At 69.7% G+C, this 24828-nt stretch carries 22 protein-coding genes; all 22 read right to left on the reverse strand.

Annotated features, from left to right (window positions below; genetic code table 11):
• Positions 1–53: 53 nt before the first annotated feature.
• Positions 54–1496 (reverse strand): F0F1 ATP synthase subunit beta, encoded by a 1443-nt coding sequence (gene atpD / locus ACWGIF_RS02350; protein WP_453489771.1) that lies wholly within the window; start codon positions 1494–1496, stop codon positions 54–56.
• The gene (locus tag ACWGIF_RS02355) at positions 1496–2413 is read right to left on the reverse strand and encodes a F0F1 ATP synthase subunit gamma (RefSeq protein WP_453489774.1); all 918 of its coding nucleotides are present in this window, start codon (positions 2411–2413) and stop codon (positions 1496–1498) included. The genes atpD and ACWGIF_RS02355 overlap by 1 nt, the downstream gene beginning before the upstream one ends.
• Before the next feature lie 20 nt (positions 2414–2433).
• On the reverse strand, positions 2434–4029 hold the full coding sequence (atpA, locus tag ACWGIF_RS02360) for a F0F1 ATP synthase subunit alpha (RefSeq protein ID WP_446591654.1): 1596 nt from the start codon (positions 4027–4029) through the stop codon (positions 2434–2436).
• A gap of 129 nt (positions 4030–4158) precedes the next feature.
• Positions 4159–4974 (reverse strand): F0F1 ATP synthase subunit delta, encoded by an 816-nt coding sequence (locus ACWGIF_RS02365; RefSeq protein WP_453489778.1) that lies wholly within the window; start codon positions 4972–4974, stop codon positions 4159–4161.
• Positions 4971–5513, reverse strand: coding sequence for a F0F1 ATP synthase subunit B (locus ACWGIF_RS02370; RefSeq protein ID WP_030826858.1), 543 nt, complete (start codon positions 5511–5513; stop codon positions 4971–4973). The genes ACWGIF_RS02365 and ACWGIF_RS02370 overlap by 4 nt, the downstream gene beginning before the upstream one ends.
• Before the next feature lie 40 nt (positions 5514–5553).
• Positions 5554–5781 carry an ATP synthase F0 subunit C gene (gene atpE, locus ACWGIF_RS02375; protein ID WP_030386954.1) on the reverse strand — a complete coding sequence of 76 codons (228 nt, stop codon included), beginning with the start codon at positions 5779–5781 and terminating at the stop codon, positions 5554–5556.
• 79 nt (positions 5782–5860) lie between these two features.
• The gene (gene atpB / locus ACWGIF_RS02380; protein ID WP_453490100.1) at positions 5861–6670 is read right to left on the reverse strand and encodes a F0F1 ATP synthase subunit A; all 810 of its coding nucleotides are present in this window, start codon (positions 6668–6670) and stop codon (positions 5861–5863) included.
• 241 nt (positions 6671–6911) lie between these two features.
• Complete coding sequence (locus tag ACWGIF_RS02385; protein ID WP_453489781.1) at positions 6912–7349, reverse strand: hypothetical protein; 438 nt, start codon at positions 7347–7349, stop codon at positions 6912–6914.
• A gap of 274 nt (positions 7350–7623) precedes the next feature.
• Entirely contained in the window at positions 7624–8958 is a 1335-nt protein-coding gene (locus tag ACWGIF_RS02390) for an MraY family glycosyltransferase (RefSeq protein WP_453489784.1), read from the reverse strand.
• Between the two features lie 116 nt (positions 8959–9074).
• On the reverse strand, positions 9075–10304 hold the full coding sequence (locus ACWGIF_RS02395; RefSeq protein WP_453489787.1) for a serine hydroxymethyltransferase: 1230 nt from the start codon (positions 10302–10304) through the stop codon (positions 9075–9077).
• 399 nt (positions 10305–10703) lie between these two features.
• On the reverse strand, positions 10704–11360 hold the full coding sequence (locus ACWGIF_RS02400; RefSeq protein WP_453489790.1) for an arsenate reductase/protein-tyrosine-phosphatase family protein: 657 nt from the start codon (positions 11358–11360) through the stop codon (positions 10704–10706).
• The gene (locus tag ACWGIF_RS02405; RefSeq protein ID WP_301366446.1) at positions 11357–12004 is read right to left on the reverse strand and encodes an L-threonylcarbamoyladenylate synthase; all 648 of its coding nucleotides are present in this window, start codon (positions 12002–12004) and stop codon (positions 11357–11359) included. Before ACWGIF_RS02405 ends, ACWGIF_RS02400 begins: the two co-directional genes overlap by 4 nt.
• 49 nt (positions 12005–12053) lie before the next feature.
• On the reverse strand, positions 12054–12899 hold the full coding sequence (gene prmC / locus ACWGIF_RS02410) for a peptide chain release factor N(5)-glutamine methyltransferase (protein WP_362584347.1): 846 nt from the start codon (positions 12897–12899) through the stop codon (positions 12054–12056).
• A 50-nt stretch (positions 12900–12949) separates the two neighbouring features.
• Positions 12950–14029 (reverse strand): peptide chain release factor 1, encoded by a 1080-nt coding sequence (gene prfA, locus ACWGIF_RS02415; RefSeq protein WP_453489795.1) that lies wholly within the window; start codon positions 14027–14029, stop codon positions 12950–12952.
• A 117-nt stretch (positions 14030–14146) separates the two neighbouring features.
• The gene (rpmE, locus tag ACWGIF_RS02420) at positions 14147–14365 is read right to left on the reverse strand and encodes a 50S ribosomal protein L31 (protein WP_030708126.1); all 219 of its coding nucleotides are present in this window, start codon (positions 14363–14365) and stop codon (positions 14147–14149) included.
• 184 nt (positions 14366–14549) lie between these two features.
• A complete protein-coding gene (locus ACWGIF_RS02425) occupies positions 14550–15650 on the reverse strand; it encodes an LCP family protein (protein ID WP_453489798.1) in 1101 nt (366 codons plus the stop codon).
• Between the two features lie 299 nt (positions 15651–15949).
• Positions 15950–18055: a transcription termination factor Rho gene (gene rho / locus ACWGIF_RS02430; protein ID WP_453489801.1), complete on the reverse strand. Its 2106-nt coding sequence runs from the start codon at positions 18053–18055 to the stop codon at positions 15950–15952.
• Between the two features lie 443 nt (positions 18056–18498).
• Positions 18499–19425: a homoserine kinase gene (gene thrB / locus ACWGIF_RS02435; protein WP_326587996.1), complete on the reverse strand. Its 927-nt coding sequence runs from the start codon at positions 19423–19425 to the stop codon at positions 18499–18501.
• Positions 19426–19768: 343 nt separating this feature from the next.
• Positions 19769–20839 carry a threonine synthase gene (thrC, locus tag ACWGIF_RS02440; RefSeq protein WP_453489804.1) on the reverse strand — a complete coding sequence of 357 codons (1071 nt, stop codon included), beginning with the start codon at positions 20837–20839 and terminating at the stop codon, positions 19769–19771.
• 7 nt (positions 20840–20846) lie between these two features.
• The gene (locus tag ACWGIF_RS02445; protein ID WP_453489807.1) at positions 20847–22139 is read right to left on the reverse strand and encodes a homoserine dehydrogenase; all 1293 of its coding nucleotides are present in this window, start codon (positions 22137–22139) and stop codon (positions 20847–20849) included.
• A gap of 122 nt (positions 22140–22261) precedes the next feature.
• Entirely contained in the window at positions 22262–23653 is a 1392-nt protein-coding gene (lysA, locus tag ACWGIF_RS02450) for a diaminopimelate decarboxylase (protein WP_453489810.1), read from the reverse strand.
• A gap of 19 nt (positions 23654–23672) precedes the next feature.
• Positions 23673–24716 (reverse strand): ArgS-related anticodon-binding protein NrtL, encoded by a 1044-nt coding sequence (nrtL, locus tag ACWGIF_RS02455; RefSeq protein ID WP_453489813.1) that lies wholly within the window; start codon positions 24714–24716, stop codon positions 23673–23675.
• Positions 24717–24828: the final 112 nt, after the last annotated feature.

Below are 24828 nucleotides of genomic sequence, written 5' to 3' on the forward strand. Positions count from 1 at the left end.
CCCCTCTCCGTGAAACCGACGAACCGGATGCGCCCCTCGCGGAGCGCGCCGGATCAGGAGACGCCCAGCTCCTTGGCGTTGGCCTTCAGGTCCTCGATGCCACCGCACAGGAAGAACGCCTGCTCGGGGAAGTGGTCGTAGTCACCGTCGCAGATCGCGTTGAACGCGGTGATCGACTCGTCGAGCGGAACGTCCGAACCGTCCACACCGGTGAACTGCTTCGCCACGTGGGTGTTCTGCGACAGGAAGCGCTCGACGCGACGGGCACGGTGGACAACGAGCTTGTCCTCCTCGCCCAGCTCGTCGATACCGAGGATCGCGATGATGTCCTGGAGGTCCTTGTACTTCTGCAGGATCCCCTTGACGCGCATCGCCGTGGCGTAGTGGTCCGCCGCGATGTACCGCGGGTCAAGGATGCGGGACGTCGAGTCCAGCGGGTCCACGGCCGGGTAGATGCCCTTCTCGGAGATCGGACGGGAGAGAACCGTCGTCGCGTCGAGGTGGGCGAAGGTGGTCGCCGGCGCCGGGTCGGTCAGGTCGTCCGCGGGGACGTAGATCGCCTGCATCGAGGTGATCGAGTGACCACGGGTCGAGGTGATGCGCTCCTGGAGGAGACCCATCTCGTCGGCCAGGTTCGGCTGGTAACCCACCGCGGAGGGCATACGGCCGAGCAGGGTCGACACCTCGGAACCCGCCTGGGTGTACCGGAAGATGTTGTCGATGAAGAACAGCACGTCCTGCTTCTGCACATCGCGGAAGTACTCCGCCATGGTCAGACCGGCCAGGGCGACGCGCAGACGGGTGCCCGGGGGCTCGTCCATCTGGCCGAAGACGAGGGCCGTCTTGTCGATGACGCCCGACTCCGCCATCTCCTCGATGAGGTCGTTGCCCTCACGGGTACGCTCACCGACGCCCGCGAAGACCGACACACCGTCGTGGTTGTTGGCGACGCGGTAGATCATTTCCTGGATCAGAACGGTCTTGCCGACACCGGCACCACCGAACAGACCGATCTTTCCACCCTTGACGTACGGGGTGAGAAGGTCGATGACCTTGACGCCGGTCTCGAACATCTCGGTCTTCGACTCGAGCTCGTCGAAGCGGGGCGCCTTGCGGTGGATCGGCCAGCGCTCGGAGACGTTGGCGTTCTCCTCCGGGTAGTTCAGCACCTCACCGAGGGTGTTGAACACCTTGCCCTTGGTGAAGTCACCGACGGGGACGGTGATGCCCTCGCCCGTGTCGGTCACCACGGCCTGGCGGACCAGACCGTCGGTCGGCTGCATCGAGATGGTACGGACGAGGCCGTCACCCAGGTGCTGCGCGACCTCGAGGGTCAGGGTCTTGAGCTTGCCGTCCTCGGCCGGGTCGGCGACCTGGACCTTGAGGGCGTTGTAGATCTCGGGCATGGCGTCGACGGGGAACTCCACGTCGACGACCGGGCCGATGACCCGGGCGACGCGGCCCGTGGCGGCGGCCGTCTCAACAGTGGTCGTCATTACTTGTCACTCCCCGCGGTCGCGTCAGCCATGGCGCTCGCGCCACCGACGATCTCGCTGATTTCCTGGGTGATTTCGGCCTGGCGGGCCGCGTTGGCAAGCCGGGAGAGGCTCTTGATGAGATCCCCGGCGTTGTCGGTCGCCGACTTCATCGCGCGGCGGCGGGCGGCGTGCTCGGAAGCGGCCGACTGCAGCAGTGCGTTGTAGATACGGCTCTCGACGTAGCGCGGCAGCAGGGCGTCGAGGACGTCCTCCGCCGACGGCTCGAAGTCGAACAGCGGAAGGATCTCGCCCTTCGTACCGGTCTCCTCCGCAGCCTGGTCGAGGCTGAGCGGCAGCATCCGGCCGTCCACCGCGTTCTGCGTCATCATCGACACGAATTCCGTGTAGACGATGTGCAGCTCGTCGACGCCGCCCTCGGCCGTTTCCAGCTGGATGGCCTCGATCAGCGGCCCGGCGACGCGCTTGGCGTCGGCGTAGGCCGGGCTGTCGGTGAATCCGGTCCACGACTCCGCGACCTTGCGCTCGCGGAAGCCGTAGTAGGCCAGACCCTTACGGCCGACGATGTACGTGTCGACCTCCTTGCCCTCGCCGCGCAGCCGCTCGGTGAGCCGCTCCGCCTGCTTGATGGCGTTGGAGGAGTAGCCGCCGGCCAGACCGCGGTCGCTCGTGATGAGCAGGACCGCGGCGCGGGTCGGCGTCTCGACCTCGGTCGTCAGGGCGTGCTTGGTGTTCGAACCGGTCGCCACCGCGGTCACCGCACGGGTGAGCTCGGTCGCGTACGGCATCGATGCCGCCACCTTGCGCTGCGCCTTGACGATGCGCGAGGCGGCGATCATTTCCATCGCCTTGGTGATCTTCTTGGTCGCCGTGACGGCACGGATGCGACGCTTGTAGACCCGGAGCTGCGCTCCCATGAGTCAGGTCCCTTCCGTCGTCACTTGGAGACGTTGACGGCCGGCGCGTCCTCGCCCAGAAGCTTGCCGTCCGAGGTCTCGAACTGGCGCTTGAAGGCGGCGATGGCGTCGGCGATCGACGTCAGGGTGTCGTCCGACATCTTGCCGCCGTCGGCGATGGAGGTGAGGAGGTCCTTGCGCTCGCGGCGCAGGTGCTCCAGCAGCTCCGACTCGAAGCGACGGATGTCGTTGACCGGGACGTCGTCCATCTTGCCGGTGGTACCGGCCCAGACGGAGACGACCTGCTCCTCGACGGGCATCGGCTGGTACTGGCCCTGCTTCAGCAGCTCGACCAGACGCTTGCCGCGCTCCAGCGAAGCCTTCGACGCGGCGTCCAGGTCGGAACCGAAGGCGGCGAACGCCTCCAGCTCACGGTACTGGGCGAGGTCCAGGCGCAGACGGCCGGAAACCTGCTTCATGGCCTTGTGCTGGGCGGAGCCACCGACGCGGGAGACCGAGATACCGACGTTCAGCGCCGGGCGCTGGCCCGCGTTGAACAGGTCGGACTCCAGGAAGCACTGGCCGTCGGTGATGGAGATGACGTTGGTCGGGATGAACGCCGACACATCGTTCGCCTTGGTCTCGACGATCGGCAGACCGGTCATCGAACCGGCACCCATGTCGTCGGACAGCTTCGCGCAGCGCTCCAGCAGACGGGAGTGCAGGTAGAAGACGTCACCCGGGTAGGCCTCACGGCCCGGCGGGCGGCGCAGCAGCAGCGACACGGCGCGGTAGGCGTCGGCCTGCTTCGACAGGTCGTCGAAGATGATCAGGACGTGCTTGCCGGCGTACATCCAGTGCTGGCCGATGGCGGAACCGGTGTACGGCGCCAGGTACTTGAAGCCGGCCGGGTCGGACGCCGGGGCGGCGACGATCGTCGTGTACTCGAGCGCACCGGCGTCTTCCAGGGCGCCGCGAACGGACGCGATGGTCGAGCCCTTCTGGCCGATGGCGACGTAGATGCAGCGGACCTGCTTGTTCACGTCGCCCGAGCGCCAGTTGTCGCGCTGGTTGATGATCGTGTCGACGGCCAGGGCGGTCTTGCCGGTCTGACGGTCGCCGATGATCAGCTGACGCTGGCCTCGGCCGATCGGCACCATCGCGTCGATGGCCTTGTAACCGGTCTGCATCGGCTCGTGGACCGACTTGCGGACCATGACGCCGGGGGCCTGCAGCTCGAGGGCGCGGCGGCCCTCGGTCGCGATCTCGCCGAGACCGTCGATCGGGTTGCCGAGCGGGTCGACAACGCGGCCGAGGTAACCCTCGCCGACGCCTACGGAGAGAACCTCACCGGTGCGCTGCACCGGCTGGCCCTCCTCGATACCACTGAACTCGCCGAGGACGACCGCACCGATCTCGCGCTCCTCGAGGTTGAGGGCGAGACCGAGGGTGCCGTCCTCGAACTTCAGCAGCTCGTTCGCCATGGCGGAGGGCAGGCCCTCCACCTTCGCGATGCCGTCGCCGGCAACGCTGACCGTTCCGACCTCCTCGCGCGAGGCCGCGTCCGGCTGGTACGACTGGACAAAGTTCTCCAGTGCGTCCCGGATCTCCTCCGGCCGGATCGTGAGCTCCGCCATCTGGGTTCCCTGCTCTCCTTGTTGGGCCTGAAGCTTCTTAGGGGTCTGGGGGCGACCCCCAGGAATCTTCTGCAAGTTCTGCACGGCCCAACCGGGCCGCTAGGAATGCGTTGTTCTATTGGTGGCTGGTCAGCCGGCCATGCGGCGGGACGCCTCTTCGAGGCGGTCCGCGATGGTGCCGTCGATGACCTCGTCGCCGACTCGCACCGAGATCCCGCCGAGGACCTCGGGGTCCACGTCGAGGTTCAGGTGCATCTCGCGGCCGTACAGCTTGGCCAGCACGGCGCCGAGACGCGCCTTCTGCACGTCGCTGAGCGGAACCGCGGTGGTCACGGTGGCGACCATGCGGTTGCGGCGCTCGGCGGCGAGCGTGGAAAGGGACTCGAGTCCCGCTTCCAGGCTACGTCCACGCGGCAGCGTGACGAGACGGATCACCAGGCGCTCGGTGACGGCGTTCACCTTGCCGCCGAGCAGGCTGCGCAGCAGCTCGCTCTTGGCGGCGGTGGTCGCCGCACGGTCGGTCAGCGCGGCACGCAGCTCGGTGCTCGAGGAGACGATCCGGCCGAAGCGGAAGATCTCGTCCTCGACGTTGTCGAGCGCGTCGCCCTGCTGGGCCGCCGTGAGGTCGGCGGTGGCCGCCAGCTCCTCCAGCGAGTCCACCAGGTCGCGGGACTGCGACCAGCGGGACCGGACCATGCCGGACACCAGGTCGAGGGTCTCCCCGCCGACCTGGCCGCCGAGCAGGCGACCGGCCAGCTCGGCCTTGGCCTCGCCGGCCTGCGCCGGGTCCGTGATGACCCGACGCAGCGAGACCTCACGGTCGAGCAGCGCGGTGACGGCAGCCAGCTCACCGGCGAGCTTCGCCGCGTCGACGGACGTGTTGTCCGTCAGCGCGTCGAGACGCTCACGCGCGGAGGCCAGCGCCTCGCGGCTCGCTCCGTTCATCGGGCCGCCTCGGCCTTCTCCTCAAGCTCGCTGAGGAAGCGGTCGATGGTGCGGCTCTGCCGGGCGTGGTCCTCAAGGGACTCGCCGACGAGCTTGCCGGCCAGGTCGGTGGCGAGCTTGCCGACGTCCTGGCGCAGCGCCTGCGAGGCGGCCTTGCGGTCCGCCGCGATCTGGGCGTGGCCGGCAGCGATGATCTCCTCACGCTGCCGCTGGCCCTCTGCGCGCAGTTCTTCCTTGAGCGCAGTGCCCTGCTCCAGCGCTTCCTGGCGCAGGCGCGCGGCCTCGTGCCGGGCTTCGGCGAGCTGGGCCTTGTACTGCTCCAGCACGCTCTGGGCCTCGGTCTGAGCGGCTTCCGCCTTCTCGATACCGCCCTCGATCGCCTCGCGGCGCTCTTCCAGAACCTTGTTGATGTTCGGGAGGAGCTTCTTCGCGAGGAAACCGAAGACGATGACGAAGGCGATCAGACCGATGACGAGCTCGGGGATCGGCGGAACGAGGGGGTTTTGAGGCTCCTCGGCCGCCAGAACCAGGAGGTTCACATCAGTGCCTTTCGTCGATTCGAACTAGTCGTGGGGTTCGTCAGCTGTAGACGAACGGCATGACCAGACCGATGAGGGCGAGCGCCTCACAGAAGGCGAAGCCGAGGATCTGGTTGGCGCGGATCAGACCGGCAGCTTCGGGCTGACGGGCGAGCGCCTGGGTGCCGTTACCGAAGATGATGCCGACGCCGACGCCGGGGCCGATCGCCGCGAGGCCGTAGCCAACGGAGCTGAGGGAACCGGTGACGGCAGCAAGGGTCTGGGACATGCCAGTTCTTCCTTCTCTTTCACGGACCGGTGGGGGTTGGCCACCGGACGACTGGGGGGTTTGCTGGAGCGGGTGGCGCTCAGTGGTGCTCGGCGAGCGCGCCCTGCAGGAAGCTGCAGGCCAGGAGCACGAAGACGTATGCCTGGACAGCCTGGATGAAGAGCTCGAACGCGGTCATCACGATGACCATGACGAACGAGACACCGGCGTACGCGATGCCGATCCCGTTCAGCAGGTACCAGCTGGCGATGGTGAACAGCAGCAGCAGGGTGTGACCGGCGAACATGTTCGCGAACAGTCGGACCGCGTGGGTGAAGGGGCGGACGATGACGTTCGAGAAGAACTCAATCACCATGACCATCGGCAGGATCGCGCCGAGGGACTTGTCGTAACCCGTGACGTTCTTCAGACCGCCCACGAAGCCGTGGCGCTTGAAGGTCACCGACATCCACATGACGTAGATGACGAGGGCGAGGCCGGCCGGGTACGCGATGACCGCGGTCACCGGGAACTGGGCGAGCGGGACGATGGACCAGAGGTTCATCATCCAGACGAAGAAGAACGTCGCGACCATGAAGGGGACGTACTTCTCACCCTCCTTCTTACCGAGCGTCTCGTAGACGATGCCGCGGCGCACGAAGTCGTAACCCGCCTCGGCGACCATCTGCAGCTTGCCCGGGACGACCTTCGGCTTCCGGAACGCAGCCCAGAAGAAGCCGACGATGATGACCGAGCCCAGCAGGGCCAGCAGCATCGTCTTGTTGAAGTACAGGCCGCTGTCCGCGTCACCGAAGATCGGGTCGAACAGGAACGAGTACAGGGTCGGGGCCGGGAAGCCACAGCCAGTGCCGTCTTCGAAATGACAATTGATCTCGAAGGCGAGCGTCATGTCAGCAGCACTCACCGCAGGGCTCCTTCAGCGTGGCGCATAGGTACGGCAACCTCGTTGTGTCGGCGCGGCGCGCAGCCGCGGTTCGGCACTGGACTGGTGTAACGGATGGTGGGGCGGCAGTCAGGCATCGAGCCTCGCGATGGAACAGGCGTCAGCTCAGATGCCCGCGCCCGCAGTGCCGCAGTTGGCACCGGACGATAGCAGGATCTCGAACGCCCACTTATCCCGGCCCTACCCTTCACGACTTCGGCCCAGGGTTTTCGGGCTTGTCGCCCTTCGTCGAGTCCGGCTCGACGTAAAGAATCTTGGCCTTCATGTGAGCACGGGCCTGCGCGGCGATCCACACGAGGGTGGTCGCCACGAGCGTGATCGCGAACGCCTTGTGGTGGAACAGAGTGGTGTTCTTGAACGCCGCGACAAACACGAAAAGCAACAGGATCTGGGCCGTGTAGAGCATGAGCCCCATGGCCTGGAAGAGATGCGGGAGCGATTTCGCCGTGCGCTGCAGAACGACGAATCCGATGCCCATGAAAAGAATCACGATCAGCGTCGCGACAACGGCCCCGATCGCACCCTTGCCGCCGACGACCAGCCCGCTGATCACGGCGGCGAGAGCGCCGGCGGCAGCGGTGGGTACGGCGGCTTGAAGGAGGAGTCGGACGTCATCTGACCGCATGGCGGTTTGCTCCGCGTGGTGGTGGGGGCACTGGACTCGTACGGGACGAGCGTAAGCCCGGTCCGAGAGAGAACCTCGGGCCAAGGGACCGTCGCACTACGGTCCTTCGGCTCTGTCGCCGGGTTTAGTGAACGGTATCACAAACTATTTGATGAGAGCTTTACCTGCCGGGTGTGCTGACTGTCACACATGAGAGGGACCCTGCGCGTGTGTGCGGGACAAGAGGGCGTCTTGTCTGCTAAAGGCCGTCGTTGTCCGACATGCGATGCGGCTGTCAGCGGGTGGATTCAGCCTTACGCCGGTCGGGGAAGCGCGAACGGGGGCCGACGGCGGTCGCTCCGTTGACGCCGGAGACGCCCGCCGCGATGGGCCGGGCGGGCAGCGGCTCCGTGCCCGAGGCATTCTGCGCGGCAGCCTCGGCGGCGGCCTCCGCCGCCCGTGCGGCGTGCCGGTAGCGCGGCGGCACCAGGCTCTGCGCCCAGCGCGGGGCGCGGGGGGTGAAGCGCGGCAGGAGCAGCAGGATCAGGCCGACCGCGCTCAGCACGGCGATCGCCAGCACGATCCACATCGTGGCGGAGTGCACCGAGTACGCCACGGTGCCGAAGGCGATCAGCCCTGACCAGAAGTACATGATCAGGACCGCGCGGCTGTGCGAGTGTCCGAGTTCCAGGAGCCGGTGGTGGAGGTGTCCGCGGTCGGCTGCGAACGGCGACTGGCCCTTCCACGTACGCCGGACGATGGCCAGGACCAGGTCGGCCATCGGGATCGCGATGATCGTCAGGGGCAGGATCAGCGGGATGAAGACGGGGAGCATCGCGTGCGTCGCGTTGCGCTCACCGCCCGCGAACAGGGCCAGCGCGTCCGGGTCGACCTGCCCGGTGAGGGAGATCGCGGAGGCGGCCAGCACCAGGCCGATGAGCATCGAGCCGGAGTCGCCCATGAAGATCCGGGCGGGGTGCATGTTGTGCGGCAGGAAGCCCAGGCACATGCCCATCAGGATCGCGGCGAAGAGGGTCGCGGGCGCGGCCGACTCGATGCCGTAGCCGAACCAGATCCGGTACGCGTAGAGGAAGAGCGCGGCGGCGGCGATGCAGACCATGCCGGCGGCGAGGCCGTCGAGGCCGTCCACGAAGTTCACCGCGTTGATGGTGATCACGACGAGCGCCACCGTGAGCAGGTTGCCCTGCCACTGGGTGAGCGGAACCGTCCCGATCAGCGGGACGGGGATCCACAGGATGGTCAGACCCTGCATGACCATCACGCCCGCGGAGATCATCTGCGCGCCGAGCTTGATCAGGGCGTCGAGCTCGAACTTGTCGTCGAGGACGCCGACCAGCCAGATCAGGGCCGCGCCGGAGAGCAGGGCGCGTGGTTCGTTCGACAGCTCGAAGACGCCGTTGAGGTTCCGCAGGTGGTCTGCGACCAGCAGGCCCGCGCACAGACCGCCGAACATGGCGATGCCGCCCAGCCGTGGCGTGGGCTCGCGGTGCACGTCGCGGGCGCGGATCTCCGGCATGGCCCCGGCCGCGATCGCGAACTTCCGCACGGGCCCGGTCAGCAGGTAGGTCACCGCGACCGTGACGCAAAGCGTCAGCAGATATTCACGCACGGGCTGCCCCAGATGTATCGCCGGCCATCTCAGCCCCACACATTAGCTGCGATGTCCCCTTCACCGAGGACGCGAGGGGACGGTATCCCGGTTGCGGTACGCCCTTCTTGTCCTGCTTACTCCCCGTACGGGGGAAATCCTTGCACGAGCTCGTTGACCTCCGTACGTGTTTTCGCGCCATCGCCGTGCAGTGCGGCGGCGAACATCGTCGCGATCCGGATCATCTCCGCCTCCCCCATCCCCTGAGTGGTCACGGCGGCCGTGCCCAGCCGGATGCCCCGCTGATCCCCGTACGGGAGGGCGCAGGTGTCCAGCACGATCCCGGCGGCGGCCAGCCGTCCGCGGGCGGTCGGACCGTCCGTGCCCAGCGGCGCCGGGTCGGCCGTGAGCAGGTGCGTGTCGGTACCGCCGGTGGTGATGACGAACCCGTGCTCCTCGAGCGCGCCCGCCAGTACCCGGGCATTGGAGACGACCCGGTGAGCGTACGTGGCGAAGGCCGGCCCGGCCGCCTCCCCGAAGGCCACGGCCTTGGCGGCGATGGTGTGCATCTGCGCCCCGCCCTGTGTGAAGGGGAACACGGCGCGGTCGATGCGCTCGGCGAATTCGGCGCCGCACAGGACCATCCCGCCGCGCGGCCCGCGCAGCACCTTGTGCGTGGTCGCGCAGACGATGTCGGCGTAGGGCACGGGACTGGGCGCGGCCCCGCCGGCCACCAGCCCGATCGGGTGGGCGGCGTCGGCGATCAGGTAGGCCCCGACCTCGTCGGCGATCTCCCGGAAGGCCGAGTACTCGGGGTGGCGTGGGTAGGAGATGGACCCGCACACGATGGCCTTCGGCCGGTGCGCCCGTGCGAGGTCCTGCACCTCCTGGTAGTCGATGAGGCCCGTCTCGGCGTCGACGCCGTACCCGACGAAGTCGAACCAGCGCCCGGAGAAGTTGGCGGGCGATCCGTGGGTGAGGTGTCCCCCGTACGGGAGCCCCATCGCCAGCACGGTGTCCCCGGGGCGCAGCAGCGCGGCGTACGCGGCGAGCACGGCGGAGGAGCCGGAATGCGGCTGCACGTTGGCGTGCTCGGCCCCGAAGAGCGCCTTGGCCCGCTCCACGGCCATCCGCTCGGCCAGGTCGGCGTATTCGCAGCCGCCGTGGTACCGGGCGCCGGGGTATCCCTCGGCGTACTTGTTGGCGAGCGCGGACCCGAGCGCGGCGAGCACGGCGCTCGACGTGAAGTTCTCCGCGGCGCTCATCTGCAGTGTGCGGGCCTGCCGGTCCCGCTCCCCGGCGAGCACGTCGGCCATCTGCGGGTCCTGCCGGCGCAGCAGGTCCGTGGGCTGGGTGATGACGCTCATGGCGCGACTCCAGGGTGGTACCGGGTACCAGCCACTGTAGGCCGAGCCCGCGCATCCCGCCCGCGCGACCACTCCGGCGTCCGAGGCGCTCTTTCCCGCCGGCGTTCGAGGCGCACCGTCAGCCCCGCCGGCGTTTGAGGCGCACCGTCAGCCCCGCCGGCGTTTGAGGCGCACCGTCAGCCCCGCCGGCGTTCGAGGCGCACCGTCAGCCCCGCCGGCGTTCGAGGCGCACCGTCAGCCCCGCCGGCGTTCGAGGCGCACCGTCAGCCCCGCCGGCGTCTGAGGCGCACCGTCAGCCCCGCCGGTGAGGCGCGGGTCCGGGCTGTGCCCGGGGAGCGGTGAAAGGGCGGGCGGGGAGAAAGGCTCCGCGCAGCGGTGCCGCCCGCGCGCCCCGCGGGGTCAGCGCGGCGTGGTCACACCCGTCAGGGCCGTCACCACGGGGTCCAGCGCCTGGTTGATCTCGTCGCCGATCGAGCGGAAGAAGGTGATCGGCGCCCCGTACGGGTCGTACACCTCGTCCGCGTCGGGCGACGGCGCCAGCAGCCACCCCCGCAGCGCGGCCGCGGCCCGCACCAGCGACCGCGCCCGCTCCGCCATGCCCTCGTCCAGCGGCGGCAGCGTGGCCGGGTCTATGGCCCGCACCAGCCGGGTGAACTCCTTCAGCGTGAAGGTGCGCAGCCCCGCCGAGTGGCCCATCGAGATGACCTGCGCCCGGTGGTCGCGGGTGGCGGTCAGGACGAGGTCGGCGCGTATGACGTGCTCGTCGAGCAGCTCCCGCCCGGTGAATCCGGAGGCATCGGCTCCGAAGTCCGCCAGCACGGCGGCCGCGTTGGCCTCCATCGGGGCGCCCTCGTGCCCCCACGTGCCGGCGCTCTCCACGATGAGGTCCCCGGTGACGGGGCCGCCGAGGCGGTGCGAGAGCGCGTGCCGCGTCAGCCGCTCGGTGATGGGCGAGCGGCACACGTTGCCGGTGCTGACGTGGAGTATGCGGAAAGTGTTTCCCCCGGCGGCGGCCGAGTGGTGCCCCCCTGCTATGCCACGCCCCTCAGGGCTCACGGGGCCACCTCGAGGTCGGGTACGACCTCGCGAAGCTGGTCGGCGGTGAGCGCCCCCTCGCGCAGCAGGACGGGAACCTTGCCGGTGACGTCGACGATCGACGACGGCTGGATGCCGGGCGTCGGCCCGCCGTCCAGGTACACGGACACGGAGTCCCCGAGCATCTCGCGCGCCGCGTCGCAGTCCTCGGGCGCCGGGTGGCCGGACAGGTTGGCGGAGGACACGGCCATCGGGCCGACCTCGGTCAGCAGCTCGATGGCGACGGGGTGCAGGGGCATGCGCACGGCCACGGTGCCGTGGGTGTCCCCCAGGTCCCACGCCAGCGAGGGCTGGTGCTTGGCGACGAGCGTCAGCGCGCCCGGCCAGAAGGCGTCGACGAGCTCCCAGGCCTGCTCGGAGAAGTCCGTGACGAGGCCGTGCAGGGTGTTCGGGGAGCCGATGAGCACCGGGGTGGGCATACCGCGGCCCCGCCCCTTGGCCGCGAGCAGGTCGTGGACGGCCTCCGGGCTGAAGGCGTCCGCGCCGATCCCGTACAGGGTGTCGGTGGGCAGCACGACGAGCTCGCCGCGGCGCACGGCGGATGCGGCTTCACGCAGACCCGTCTTACGGTCCGTCGCGTCGTTGCAGTCGTATCGCCGGGCCATCAGCGGGCCTCCTCGTGCAGCAGGGGGGTGGCGGTAATCGTCGCGCCGGTCACGGCAGTGCCTTGCGGGCCGTCGCGAAGCGCGGGCGGTTGTTGAGGTCCGGGTGGTCGGCCGCGTCGGCCCAGCCCCGCTCCTCGGCGAAGATCCACGGGACCTGGCCGCCCTGGGTGTCGGCGTGCTCGACGACGACGATGCCGCCGGGCCGCAGCAGCCGGTGGGCGGTGCGCTCGAGGCCGCGGATGGTGTCGAGGCCGTCCTCACCGGAGAAGAGCGCCATCTCCGGGTCGTGGTCGCGGGCCTCGGGTGCGACGTACTCCCACTCCGTGAGCGGGATGTACGGCGGATTGGAGATGACCAGGTCGACCTGGCCGTCGAGCTCGGGCAGCGCGCTCAGGGCGTCGCCCTGGTGGACGGTGACCCGGGAGCCCTCGGCGTTCTTGCGGGTCCACCGCAGGGCTTCCTCGGACAGCTCGACGGCGTGCACGCGCGAGCGCGGCACCTCCTGCGCCATGGCCAGCGCGATGGCGCCGGAACCGGTGCACAGATCCACGATCAACGGCTCGACCACGTCCATGGCCCGGACCGCGTGTATGGCCCAGTCCACGACCGACTCGGTCTCGGGCCGGGGCACGAAGACCCCGGGCCCGACCTGGAGCTCCAGGTACCGGAAGAAGGCGCGGCCGGTGATGTGCTGGAGCGGCTCGCGCGCCTCGCGGCGGGCGACGGCCTCCCAGTAGCGGGCGTCGAAGTCCGCGTCCTTGACGTGGTGCAGTTCCCCCCGCTTGACGCCGTGCACGAAGGCCGCGAGCTCCTCCGCGTCGAAGCGCGGTGAGGGCACGCCGGCGGCGGCCAGCCGCTGGGTGGCCTGGGCCACCTCGGCAAGCAGCAAGTTCACGCTGGTCCTCCGGGCTGCTGTCGTACGGGGGGGTGAAGCAGGGATCAGGGTCAGTGCGCGGCCGCGAGCTTGGCCGCGGAGTCCGTGTCCACGCAGGCCTGGATGACCGCGTCGAGGTCACCGTCGAGCACCTGGTCCAAGTTGTACGCCTTGAAACCGGTCCGGTGGTCCGAGATCCGGTTTTCCGGGTAGTTGTACGTACGGATCTTCTCGGAGCGGTCCACGGAGCGCACCTGGCTGCGGCGCACGTCGGAGGCCTCCTGCTCGGCGGCCTCCTGGGCCGCGGCCAGCAGCCTCGAACGCAGGATGCGCATGGCCTGCTCCTTGTTCTGGAGCTGGCTCTTCTCGTTCTGGCAGGAGGCGACCACACCGGTCGGCAGGTGCGTGATGCGCACGGCCGAGTCGGTGGTGTTGACGGACTGGCCGCCGGGACCGGACGAGCGGTACACGTCGATGCGCAGGTCGTTCATGTTGACCTCGACCTCGACCTCCTCGGCCTCCGGGGTGACGAGCACGCCGGCGGCGGAGGTGTGGATGCGGCCCTGGGACTCGGTGGCCGGAACCCGCTGGACGCGGTGCACGCCGCCCTCGTACTTCAGGCGGGCCCACACGCCCTGGCCGGGCTCGGTGGCGCCGTTGCCGCCCTTGGTGCGCACGGAGACCTGGACGTCCTTGTAACCGCCGAGCTCGGACTCGGTGGCGTCGATGATCTCGGTCTTCCAGCCCACGCGCTCGGCGTAGCGCAGGTACATGCGCAGCAGGTCGCCGGCGAACAGCGCCGACTCGTCGCCGCCCGCGCCCGCCTTGACCTCGAGGAGCACGTCCTTGTCGTCGCTGGGGTCACGCGGGACCAGCAGCAGGCGGAGCTTCTCGGTGAGCTCGTCGCGCTGCTGGGTCAGCTCCTTGACCTCGGCGATGAAGTCCGGGTCGTCGGCCGCGAACTCCTTGGCCGTCTCGATGTCCTCGGCTGACTGCTTCCAGGCGCGGAAGGTCGCCACGATCGGGGTCAGCTCCGCGTAGCGCTTGTTCAGCTTGCGCGCGTTGGCCTGATCCGAGTGGACCGAAGGGTCGGCGAGCTTCTTCTCAAGATCGGCGTGTTCGCCGATCAGTTCCTCGACCGCCTCGAACATCGGGGACTCCTGTGGTGAAAGTACGAACGGGGTGACGTGGCGAGACGACGACAAAGGCGCCGGTCCGGCCGCCCCCGAGTGGACAGGGAGCGGCCGCAGACCGGCGCCTGGGTCGCGCTACTTCTTGGCCGCACCCTTGCCGAAGCGCGCCTCGAAGCGGGCCACGCGGCCACCGGTGTCGAGGATCTTCTGCTTGCCCGTGTAGAACGGGTGGCACTCGGAGCAGACCTCGGCTCGGATGGAGCCCTCGGTCAGGGTGCTACGGGTGGTGAACGACGCGCCACAGGTGCAGCTGACCTGGGTCTCGACGTACTCGGGGTGAACATCGCGCTTCAAGGTGTCTCCTAGATTCGGGAGGGCGCCGGGTCGCAGGAGCCGAATTGCGCACTGCGTGAACCGGGGCCGACAGACCAGTCTGCCAGGACCGGGCTGCCTGTCAAAATTCTGAGGACGCCTCCCTCAACGGAGGGGGCCCGGCATCTATTCCGCACCGGTACGGCAGCGCCTGCGGACGGGGGCCCTACTGGACGACCGCGCCCGCCGTGCCCTTGTCCCCGGTCGAGTTCACGGTGGCCTCGGCGGGGATGGGCTGGTCCGCCAGCAGGGCGTCCCAGACCAGCTGGGACCCCTTCTTGAGCGGGGCGACGCGGTCCGGGTCGATCACGTCCGTCGTCACCGGCAGCGTGATCATCTGCATGTCCTGGGCGTCGATGCCCTGGAGGCCCTGGGCGAAGCCCATGAGGGATTTCACGTCCCCGAGCGCCTTGTCGGTGGTGAGCGCCTTGGTGCCGGCGTCCGCGAGGTCGAGCAGCCTCTTCGGGTTGTCGAACAGGCCGACCCCCTTGACCTGCTTGATCAGCGCCTTGATGAAGGCCTGCTGGAGCTGTATTCGGCCGAGGTCGCCGCCATCCCCGACGCCGTGGCGGGTGCGGACGAGGCCCAGGGCCTGCTCACCGTTCAGCTGGTTGGGGCCGGCCGGGAGGTCCAGGTGGCTGTACGCGTCCTTGATCGGCTTGGTGGTGGTCACCTCGACGCCGCCGAGGGTGTCGATGATCTTCTTGAAGCCGGTGAAGTCGACCTCGATGTAGTGGTCCATGCGGATCCCCGACATCTTCTCGACGGTCTTGACCGCGCAGGCGGCCCCGCCGACGGTGTAGGCCTCGTTGAACTGCTTGCGGGAGCCGCCGGGGTCCGTCTTCCCCTTGCCCGTGGTGCACTCGGGACGGGCCGTCATGGTGTCGCGCGGTATCGATACGACGGCGGCCCTCTCGTGGCCCTCGTACAGGTGGACGATCATCGCGGTGTCGGAGCGGGCCGAGCCGCCGTCGTCCGGGCCGTACCCGCCATTGGCGCCGCCGCGGGAGTCGGAGCCGAGGACGAGGATGTCCATCGAGCCGTTGTCGACGTTCTGGGGGCGGTCGGTACCGAGGGCCTGGTCGATGTCGACGGTCTTCAGATTGCCGTTGAACTTGACGTAGAAGTAGCCGAGGCCCGCGCCCCCCAGCAGGACCACTCCGGCAGCGCTCCAGGCGGCGATGACGACGGCCTTGCGCCGTTTCGCCGGTTTGCGTCGGCGCCCGCCCGCGGCACGCCGGCCGCCGCCCCTGCTGTCCTCGGTCATGCGCTCCTCAGTCCTGAGTCCGGTCCTCTGGGTCTGTTCCTGTGCCCGACGTCCGGTTCCTGTGCCCGACGTCCACCCCGCGGGTTCTCTGACACAGACGGACGAATGCGCCGGAGGGTTCCACACCCACAGGAACCACCCGGATCGCCACTGCGGCAGCGCGGCCGGGGAACGCTGCGCAGTACCGGGTTCACCGCGCGCTGACGCGTGGGCGCAAGCGCGCGCGGACGCACGGCAGCCCCCGCCGCGGGTGCGACGGGGGCTGCCGTGGTACTGCCCTGGTACTGCGGTGTCCGACCTCAGTCGTCGTTCTTGCCCGACGGGGTCGTCTTCGCGATCTGCATCAGGAACTCGGCGTTCGACTTCGTCTGCTTCATCTTGTCGAGCAGCAGCTCGATCGCCTGCTGCGAGTCGAGCGCGTGCAGCACCCGGCGCAGCTTCCAGACGATGGCGAGCTCCTCCGCGTTGAGGAGGATCTCCTCCTTGCGGGTGCCCGACGGGTCGACGTCGACGGCCGGGAAGATGCGCTTGTCGGCGAGCTTCCGGTCGAGCTTGAGCTCCATGTTGCCGGTGCCCTTGAACTCCTCGAAGATCACCTCGTCCATGCGCGAGCCGGTGTCGACCAGCGCGGTGGCCAGGATGGTCAGGGAGCCGCCGTCCTCGATGTTGCGCGCGGCACCGAAGAAGCGCTTCGGCGGGTACAGCGCGGTCGAGTCGACACCACCGGACAGGATGCGGCCGGAGGCGGGCGCCGCGAGGTTGTACGCGCGGCCCAGACGGGTGATGGAGTCCAGCAGGACGACCACGTCGTGACCCAGCTCGACGAGGCGCTTGGCGCGCTCGATGGCCAGCTCGGCGACGGTGGTGTGGTCCTCGGCCGGGCGGTCGAAGGTCGAGGAGATGACCTCGCCCTTGACCGACCGCTGCATGTCGGTGACCTCTTCCGGACGCTCGTCGACCAGGACGACCATCAGGTGGCATTCGGGGTTGTTGGTGGTGATCGCGTTGGCGATCGCCTGCATGATCATGGTCTTGCCGGTCTTCGGCGGGGCCACGATCAGGCCTCGCTGACCCTTGCCGATCGGCGACACCAGGTCGATGATGCGGGTCGTCAGCACGCCCGGGTCGGTCTCCAGACGGAGCCGGTCCTGCGGGTAGAGCGGGGTCAGCTTCTGGAACTCCGGTCGGCCGCGGCCGGATTCGGGCGCCATGCCGTTCACCGAGTCCAGACGCACAAGGGCGTTGAACTTCTCGCGGCGCTCGCCGTCCTTGGGCTGGCGCACGGCACCGGTGGTGTGGTCGCCCTTGCGCAGGCCGGCCTTGCGGACCTGGGCGAGGGACACGTACACGTCGTTGGGGCCGGGCAGGTAGCCCGAGGTCCGGATGAACGCGTAGTTGTCGAGGATGTCGAGGATGCCGGCGACGGGGATCAGCACGTCGTCGTCGGCGACCTGCGGCTCGCTCGGCGCGAACTCGTCACGGCCACGGCGGCCACGGCGGTCGCGGTAGCGGCCGCGGCGGCCACGGCGGCCTTCCTCACCGTCGAAGTCGTCCTGGGGGCCGCTGTCCTGGCGGTCCTGACGACCCTGCTGGCCCTGGCCCTGACCGCGGCCGCCCTGCTGCTGGCGGTCGGCGCGGTCCTGACGGCCGCCCTGGCCGCCCTGCGCGCCCTGACCCTGGCCACCCTGGCCCTGGCCCTGACCCTGGCCGGCCTGGCCCTGCTCGTCGACCTTGGCGCCGCGGTCACGGCGGTCGCGCTGACGGTCGCCGCGCTCGGCACGGTCACCGCGGTCACCGCGGTCACGGCGGTCGCGACGGCCGCGGCCCTCGCCGTCCTGGCCCTGCGTCTGACCGGCGGAGACCGCGGTGGCGGCTTCGGCCTTGGCCTCGGACGGCACGGTGGCGGCGGGAACGGTCTCGGTCTTCTGCTCGACCTGCACGGCGACGGGGGCCGAGGCCTCCGGGCTGCCGGTGGGGGCCGTGGCCCGACGGCGGCGGCGCTCGCCGACCGGGGCGTCGTCGCTGGCCGGCTGGCCCGGGATCTCGATCTGCGCCTGCGCGGCAGGCGCCTGCTTCTCGGCGGGCGCCTCTGCGGCGGCCTCACCGGTGCGGGCCTTGCTGGTGGCGCGGCGCTTCGGCTTGGCCTCGGCGGTGTCTGCGGAGGCAGCGGCCTTGGGGGCACCGCTGCCCGCCTGCGCCTCCTTGATGACCTCGATCAGCTGGCTCTTGCGCATACGCGCAGTGCCCCTGATCCCGAGGCCCGACGCGACCTGCTGCAGCTCGGCCAGGACCATGCCGTCAAGGCCGGTGCCGGTGCGTCGACGCTTGGGTGCGGCGCCCGCGGCGGAGGCACTGGTGTCGACAGAGGTGTCGGCAGCGCCCATCAGATCGGTGGTGTCGCTCACGAAGGGTCCTTCCCTGGAGCGGACGTCGGCCTGTCTGGCTCGGCGACCGGTTGTGCTGTCCGACAACAGTCCATGACCTGATGGGGCGTGGACCGCGGCCGGGGCGGTGGTCCGCCGATAGAGATACGGCGGAGAGAAACGTGCATGGGTGGTTCCGGCGAGAAGCCCCCGAGCTGGAAGCGTGGGAATGTCACGCCGATTCCGGAGCGTGCTCATAACTGCTGGAAGTGATCAAAGCAGTCGGGGAGGCTCCCGGAAGAAAGGTGGTCCCGAATGGGGACACTGAGCACCGAGCCATGGCGGCTTCCGATGCGCACTTGAGACTAACACTACCGGATCCAATAGTTATTCCCCCTCTCAATCACCGGCAATCGCGCCCTTCCGCGCGGGCGGCCTGCCCTGGCCGCCCGCCCCTGGCCGGCTGTGCATCCGAAGGGACGGCCCTAGCCGCCCTGGGTGCCCAGCGGAAGTACGCTCGCGCCCGCGGCGTCGAGTGCGAGCCGGTTGGCCGCCCACCCCTCGCCCGCGAGCTGCGCGACCTTGTCGGCCGCGTCGTTGTCGACCAGCGCGAGGACCGTGGGGCCCGCGCCGGAGATGACCGCGGGGATACCGTCCGCCCGCAGCCGGTTGACGAGTGCCACGCTCTCGGGCATCGCCGGGGACCGGTACTCCTGGTGGAGCCGGTCTTCGGTGGCCGGCAGCAGGAACTCGGGACGCCTGGTCAGGGCCTCCACGAGCAGGCCCGCGCGGCCTGCGTTGACGGCCGCGTCCACGTGCGGGACGCTGCGCGGCAGCAGGCCGCGCGCAGTCTCCGTCAGGACCGGCCTGGAAGGTACGAAGACCACCGGAACGATGGACTCGGCGGGCTCCATCCGGATGGCCTTGGCGCTGCCCCCGTCCATCCACGCCAGGGTGAAGCCGCCGAGCAGGCAGGCGGCGACGTTGTCGGGGTGGCCCTCGATCTCGGTGGCGAGCTCCAGCAGCGCCGCGTCGTCGAGCCGGGCCTCGCCGCCTATGGTCACCGCGCGGGCGGCGACGATGCCGGCGCAGATGGCGGCGGAGGAGGACCCGAGGCCGCGGCCGTGCGGGATGCGGTTGGCGCAGACGACCTCGAGGCCGCGCGGCTGTCCGCCGAGCAGGTCGAAGGCGGTGCGCATGGAGCGTACGAGCAGGTGGCTCTCGTCCCGCGGAAGGGTGTCGGCGCCCTCACCCGCGATGTCGATGTTCAGGCCGGAGTCGGCCACCCGGACGACTACGTCGTCGTAGAGCCCCAGGGCCAGGCCCAGGGCGTCGAAGCCCGGGCCGAGATTGGCACTGCTGGCGGGGACGCGCACCCGTACGGCGGCGGCGCGGAACGCTGGACCGGCCATCGTCCGATGACACTCCTTGTGACTGTGCGAGATCTTCGCTCTTCGCTGGCTCGCTGCGAATGTACTGGAGAACGTACGACACCCGAAGGCCCTCGGGGCAGCACCGCAGTCATATGCGCGGTGGCGGATGTAAGTACAGCGTATCGAAGGAAGGTTCTCTCGCGACATAGGGCGCACAGGAGGCGCACGATGCGTGTCGCGGGCTTCGACCGACTTCGACCGTCTTCGACCGCATTTTTGCGGTCGTACGGGGTGAGTTGCCGGGTTCCGGAGGGCCTCGGGAAGACCTCGCAAGGCCTTCTTGCGCCCTCCGGAAACCCGGCTCGCACGGGTGGTGCGGTGGTCAGACCAGACCGAGGCGGATGGCCGCGGCTTCGGCGTCCACCGGAACGGTGACCGGCTGCGGAGCGCCGGCGACCGCCCAGTCGGGGTCCTTCAGGCCGTTGCCGGTGACGGTGCACACGATCGTCTGGCCCGGATCGACCAGACCCAGCTCGGCGGCCTTGAGCAGGCCGGCCACCGAGGCGGCCGAGGCGGGCTCGACGAAGACGCCCTCCTGAGCGGCCAACAGCCGGTAGGCGGCGAGGATCTGGCGGTCTGTCACCTCGTCGATGAAGCCGCCCGACTCGTCGCGCGCGGCCAGCGCGTAGTCCCAGGAGGCCGGGTTGCCGATGCGGATCGCGGTGGCGATGGTGTGCGGCTCCTTGACGACCTCGCCGCGCACGATGGGCGCCGAACCGGAGGCCTGGAAACCCCACACGCGGGGCGTACGGGAGGCCAGAGCGTCGGCCTTGTACTCCTTGAAGCCCTTCCAGTACGCGGTGATGTTGCCGGCGTTGCCGACGGGCAGCACGTGGATGTCGGGTGCGTCACCGAGCGCGTCGACGATCTCGAACGCGGCCGTCTTCTGGCCCTCGATGCGTACCGGGTTGACCGAATTGACCAGCGCCACCGGGTAGTTGTCGGAGAGCGCGCGAGCCAGGTCCAGGCAGTCGTCGAAGTTCCCGTCCACCTGAAGGATCTTGGCGCCGTGGACGAGGGCCTGGCCCATCTTGCCGAGCGCGATCTTGCCGCGGGGCACCAGCACCGCGCAGACCATCCCGGCGCGCACCGCGTACGCGGCGGCGGAGGCCGAAGTGTTGCCGGTGGAGGCGCAGATGACCGCCTTCGCACCCTCCTCCTTGGCCTTGGTGATCGCCATGGTCATACCGCGGTCCTTGAAGGACCCGGTGGGGTTCGCCCCCTCGACCTTGAGGTGCACCTCGCAGCCGGTGCGCTCCGAGAGCACCTGCGCGGGGACGAGGGGAGTACCGCCCTCACGAAGCGTGACCACCGGAGTCGTGTCCGTCACCGGCAGGCGGTCCCGGTACTCCTCGATGATGCCGCGCCACTGATGGGTGCGATTGCTGCTCATGGGTCCTTTACTCCCCTTCAACACGCATGATGCTGGCGACACCGCGGACGGTGTCCAGCTTCCGCAGCGCCTCGACGGTCCCGGAGAGGGCGGCGTCGGGTGCGCGGTGAGTGACGACGACGAGGGAGGCCTCGCCGTCCTTGCCCTGCTGCCGCACGGTGTCGATCGAGACCCCGTGCTCCGCGAAGGTGGTCGCCACCTGGGCGAGGACGCCCGGCTTGTCGGCCACATCGAGGCTGATGTGGTACCGGGTGACGACGTCGCCCATGGGGCTGACCGGCAGCTGGGTGTACGCCGACTCGCCGGGCCCCGTTGCCTCGGCGAGCTTGTTGCGGGCCACGGCGACGAGGTCGCCGAGGACCGCGGACGCGGTCGGCGCGCCGCCCGCGCCGGGCCCGTAGAACATCAGCCGCCCGGCGGCCTCCGCCTCGACGAAGACCGCGTTGTACGCCTCGCGGACGGAGGCGAGCGGGTGGCTGAGCGGGATCATCGCCGGGTGCACGCGGGCGGTGACGGACTCGCCGTCCGCCGCGCGCTCCAGGATGGCGAGGAGCTTGATGGTGCAGCCCATCCGCTTGGCGGAGGCGAAGTCGGCGGCGCTGACCTCGGTCATGCCCTCGCGGTACACGTCGTCCAGGCGGGCGCGGGTGTGGAAGGCGATGCCGGCCAGGATCGCGGCCTTGGCGGCGGCGTCGTAGCCTTCGACGTCGGCGGTCGGGTCCGCCTCGGCGTATCCGAGGGCGGTGGCCTCGTCGAGCGCCTCCTGGTACCCGGCGCCGGTGGAGTCCATCTTGTCGAGGATGAAGTTCGTCGTGCCGTTGACGATGCCCATCACCCGGTTGATCTTGTCGCCCGCGAGGGACTCGCGCATCGGGCGGACCAGCGGGATGGCGCCGGCGACGGCGGCCTCGTAGTAGAGGTCCAGCCCGTGCTGCTCGGCCGCGGCGTGCAGCGCGGCGCCGTCCTGGGCCAGCAGGGCCTTGTTCGCCGAGACGACCGAGATGCCGTTCTCGAAGGCGGTGGTGATGAGGGTGCGGGCCGGCTCGATGCCGCCGATGACCTCGATGGCGATGTCGATGTCGCCGCGTTTGAGGAGGGCGGTGGCGTCGGTGGTGACCAGGGCGGGGTCGATGCCCTCGCGCACCTTGGAGGGGCGGCGCACGGCCACGCCGGCGAGCTCGACGGGCGCACCGATCCTCTGCGTGAGGTCGTCGGCGTGCGTCGTCATGATGCGAGCCACTTCTGAGCCGACCACTCCACAGCCCAGCAGCGCCACCTTCAGCGGACGCGTACGCATCATTCGACCTACGCCTTTCGGTATTCCATCGCTACCCGCGCGCGGTTTGCACACCGGGTGGAACCAGTCTCACTCAATGGACAGCACTTTCCATCCTCGGTCCATTGAGTGAGACACCTATTTCATCATCCGAGGTCGAGACGCAGGAGATCTTCCTCCGTCTCGCGGCGGACGATCACTCGGGCCTGTCCGTCGCGCACGGCGACGACGGGCGGGCGCAGCGCGTGGTTGTAGTTGCTGGCCATGGAGCGGCAGTACGCGCCGGTGGCCGGGACGGCCAGGAGGTCGCCCGGCGCCAGGTCGGCGGGCAGGAACGCGTCCTTGACGACGATGTCGCCGCTCTCGCAGTGCTTGCCGACGACGCGCACGAGCATGGGCTCGGCGTCGGACGTGCGGGAGACGAGCGAAATCGAGTACTCGGCGTCGTACAGAGCCGTCCGGATGTTGTCGGACATCCCGCCGTCGACGCTCACATACGTACGCAGCCCCTCGAGCGGCTTGATCGTCCCCACCTCGTACAGCGTGAAGGCCGTCGGGCCGACGATGGCGCGGCCGGGCTCGACGGAGATACGGGGGGCGCGCAGCCCGGCGCTCTCGCACTCCCGGGCCACGATCTCGGTGAGCGCCTTGGCGATCTCGTACGGCTCGCGGGGGTCGTCGTTCGAGGTGTACGCGATGCCCAGGCCACCCCCGAGATCGATCTCGGGCAGCTCCACGCCGTGCTCGTCGCGCACGGCGGCCAGCAGCCGCACGACGCGCTTGGCGGAGACCTCGAAGCCGGCCATGTCGAAGATCTGCGAACCGATGTGGGAGTGGACGCCGAGCAGCTCCAGCGAGTCGTGCCCGAGCGCGCGCCGCACGGCTTCGGCGGCGGACCCGTCGGCGACGGCGATCCCGAACTTCTGGTCCTCGTGGGCGGTGGCGATGAACTCGTGGGTGTGCGCCTCCACCCCGACCGTCACGCGGATCTGGACGGGCTGGCGTACGCCCAGCTCACGGGCGATGTGGGCGACGCGGGCGATCTCCTGGAACGAATCGAGCACGATGCGACCGACCCCGGCCTCGATGGCCCTGCGGATCTCGCCTTCGGACTTGTTGTTGCCGTGGAACGCGATCCGATCGGCGGGCATCCCGGCGGCGAGCGCGGTACCCAGCTCCCCACCGGAGCACACGTCGACGTTCAGCCCCTCCTCCTTCAGCCACTTCACGACGGCCTTGGAGAGAAAAGCCTTTCCTGCATAGAAGACATCGGCGTCCTTGCCGAAGGCGTGCGCCCAGGCCCGGCACCGGGCCCGGAAGTCGTCTTCGTCGAGGAAGTACGCGGGCGTCCCGAACTCCTCGGCGAGCCGGGTGACTTCGATGCCACCCACGGAGACGACGCCGTCGTCCCCGCGCTGAACGGTCCGAGCCCAGACCTTCTCGTCCAGCGCGTTCAGATCGGCGGGCGGCGGGGAGTAGTGCCCCTCGGGCAGGACATCGGCGTGGCGGGGCCCGGCGGGGTGCGCGGAACGGCTCATCGGTATCTCTCTTCGCAGGTCACAGGCGTGTCGGTGCGTCTATGCCGAGCAGGGCCAGGCCGCCGGCCAGCACCGTCCCGGCGGCTTCGGCAAGAGCCAGCCGGGCACGGTGGGCGGCCGAGGGTTTCTCGTCCCCCTGGGGCAGTACGCGGTACTGGAAGTCGAGCAGGGCGTCGGCCAGCTCGACGAGGTGCCGGGCGAGCCGCTCGGGCGCACGGTGGTGCGCGGCGGCTTCGAGGACGAGGGGGTGATCGGCGAGGGCGCGCAGCAGCGCGGGCGCGTCGACCGCTTCTAGGCGGCCCACTACCGGATCGCCCACTTCCGGGTCGCCCACTTCCGAGTCGCCCACTTCCGGGTCGCCCACTTCCGGGTGAAATCCCAGCTGAGCGGCGTTGCGTACAAGCGCGCAGGCGCGGTCGTGGGCATACCGAACCCGGAAGAACTCACTGCCCTCCGCCTGCAGGAGCAGCACGTCGGAAAAAACGGGGGTCTCGCGCGCGGGGACGGTGAGCATGGCCCAGGCCGCGGCGCCGGCCCCGTACCGCGCCACGACGTCCCCGTCCCGCTGGGCGACGGGCGCGATGTGCGCGGGCGGGCGAGCGGGGAGTCCCTGTACGGCCTCGATCCGCGCAACGGCCTCCCCGAGGAGGCGCGCCCGCAGCTCACCGGCCGGGGCAAGGCCGGGCGCGGCGACTCCGTCCGCGGCAACGCCGGCGGCGACATCGCAGCGCGGGTAGGCGGCCTTCGCGGCACTCACCATCTGCGCAGCGGAGGCCGGACTCAACACGAAATTCAGAAAACCGGCACCGGTGACCTCGACGCACTCGATCCCGGGCTCACCGGCCAGCCTGCGGGCCAGCACGCCGGCGACGTCGGCCGGTCGCCGTCCGGCACTCTTCGCGATCTGGAAGGCGACGGGGGTGGCGTACTCCCCCACCCCACCGGGCCGCGTCCGCTCGACGACGACCCTCTGCGGAACGTCCCCTTCCGCCGCCAGCTCCCCGTCCTCGACGGCGCAGCGCACGGCGCGTACGACGCAACGGGAGAGGTCTGCGGGGGTCACGGGACCAGCCTAGGGGAGACCCCCGGCCATCACGCGAAGGGTTTCGCCATGTGAACAGCAGGCAAGCGCGCGCAAGCCTGGCGGACACCCGCACGGGCCTGAAGGGCACACG

The sequence above is a fragment of the Streptomyces sp. NPDC054849 genome, assembly GCF_053610945.1.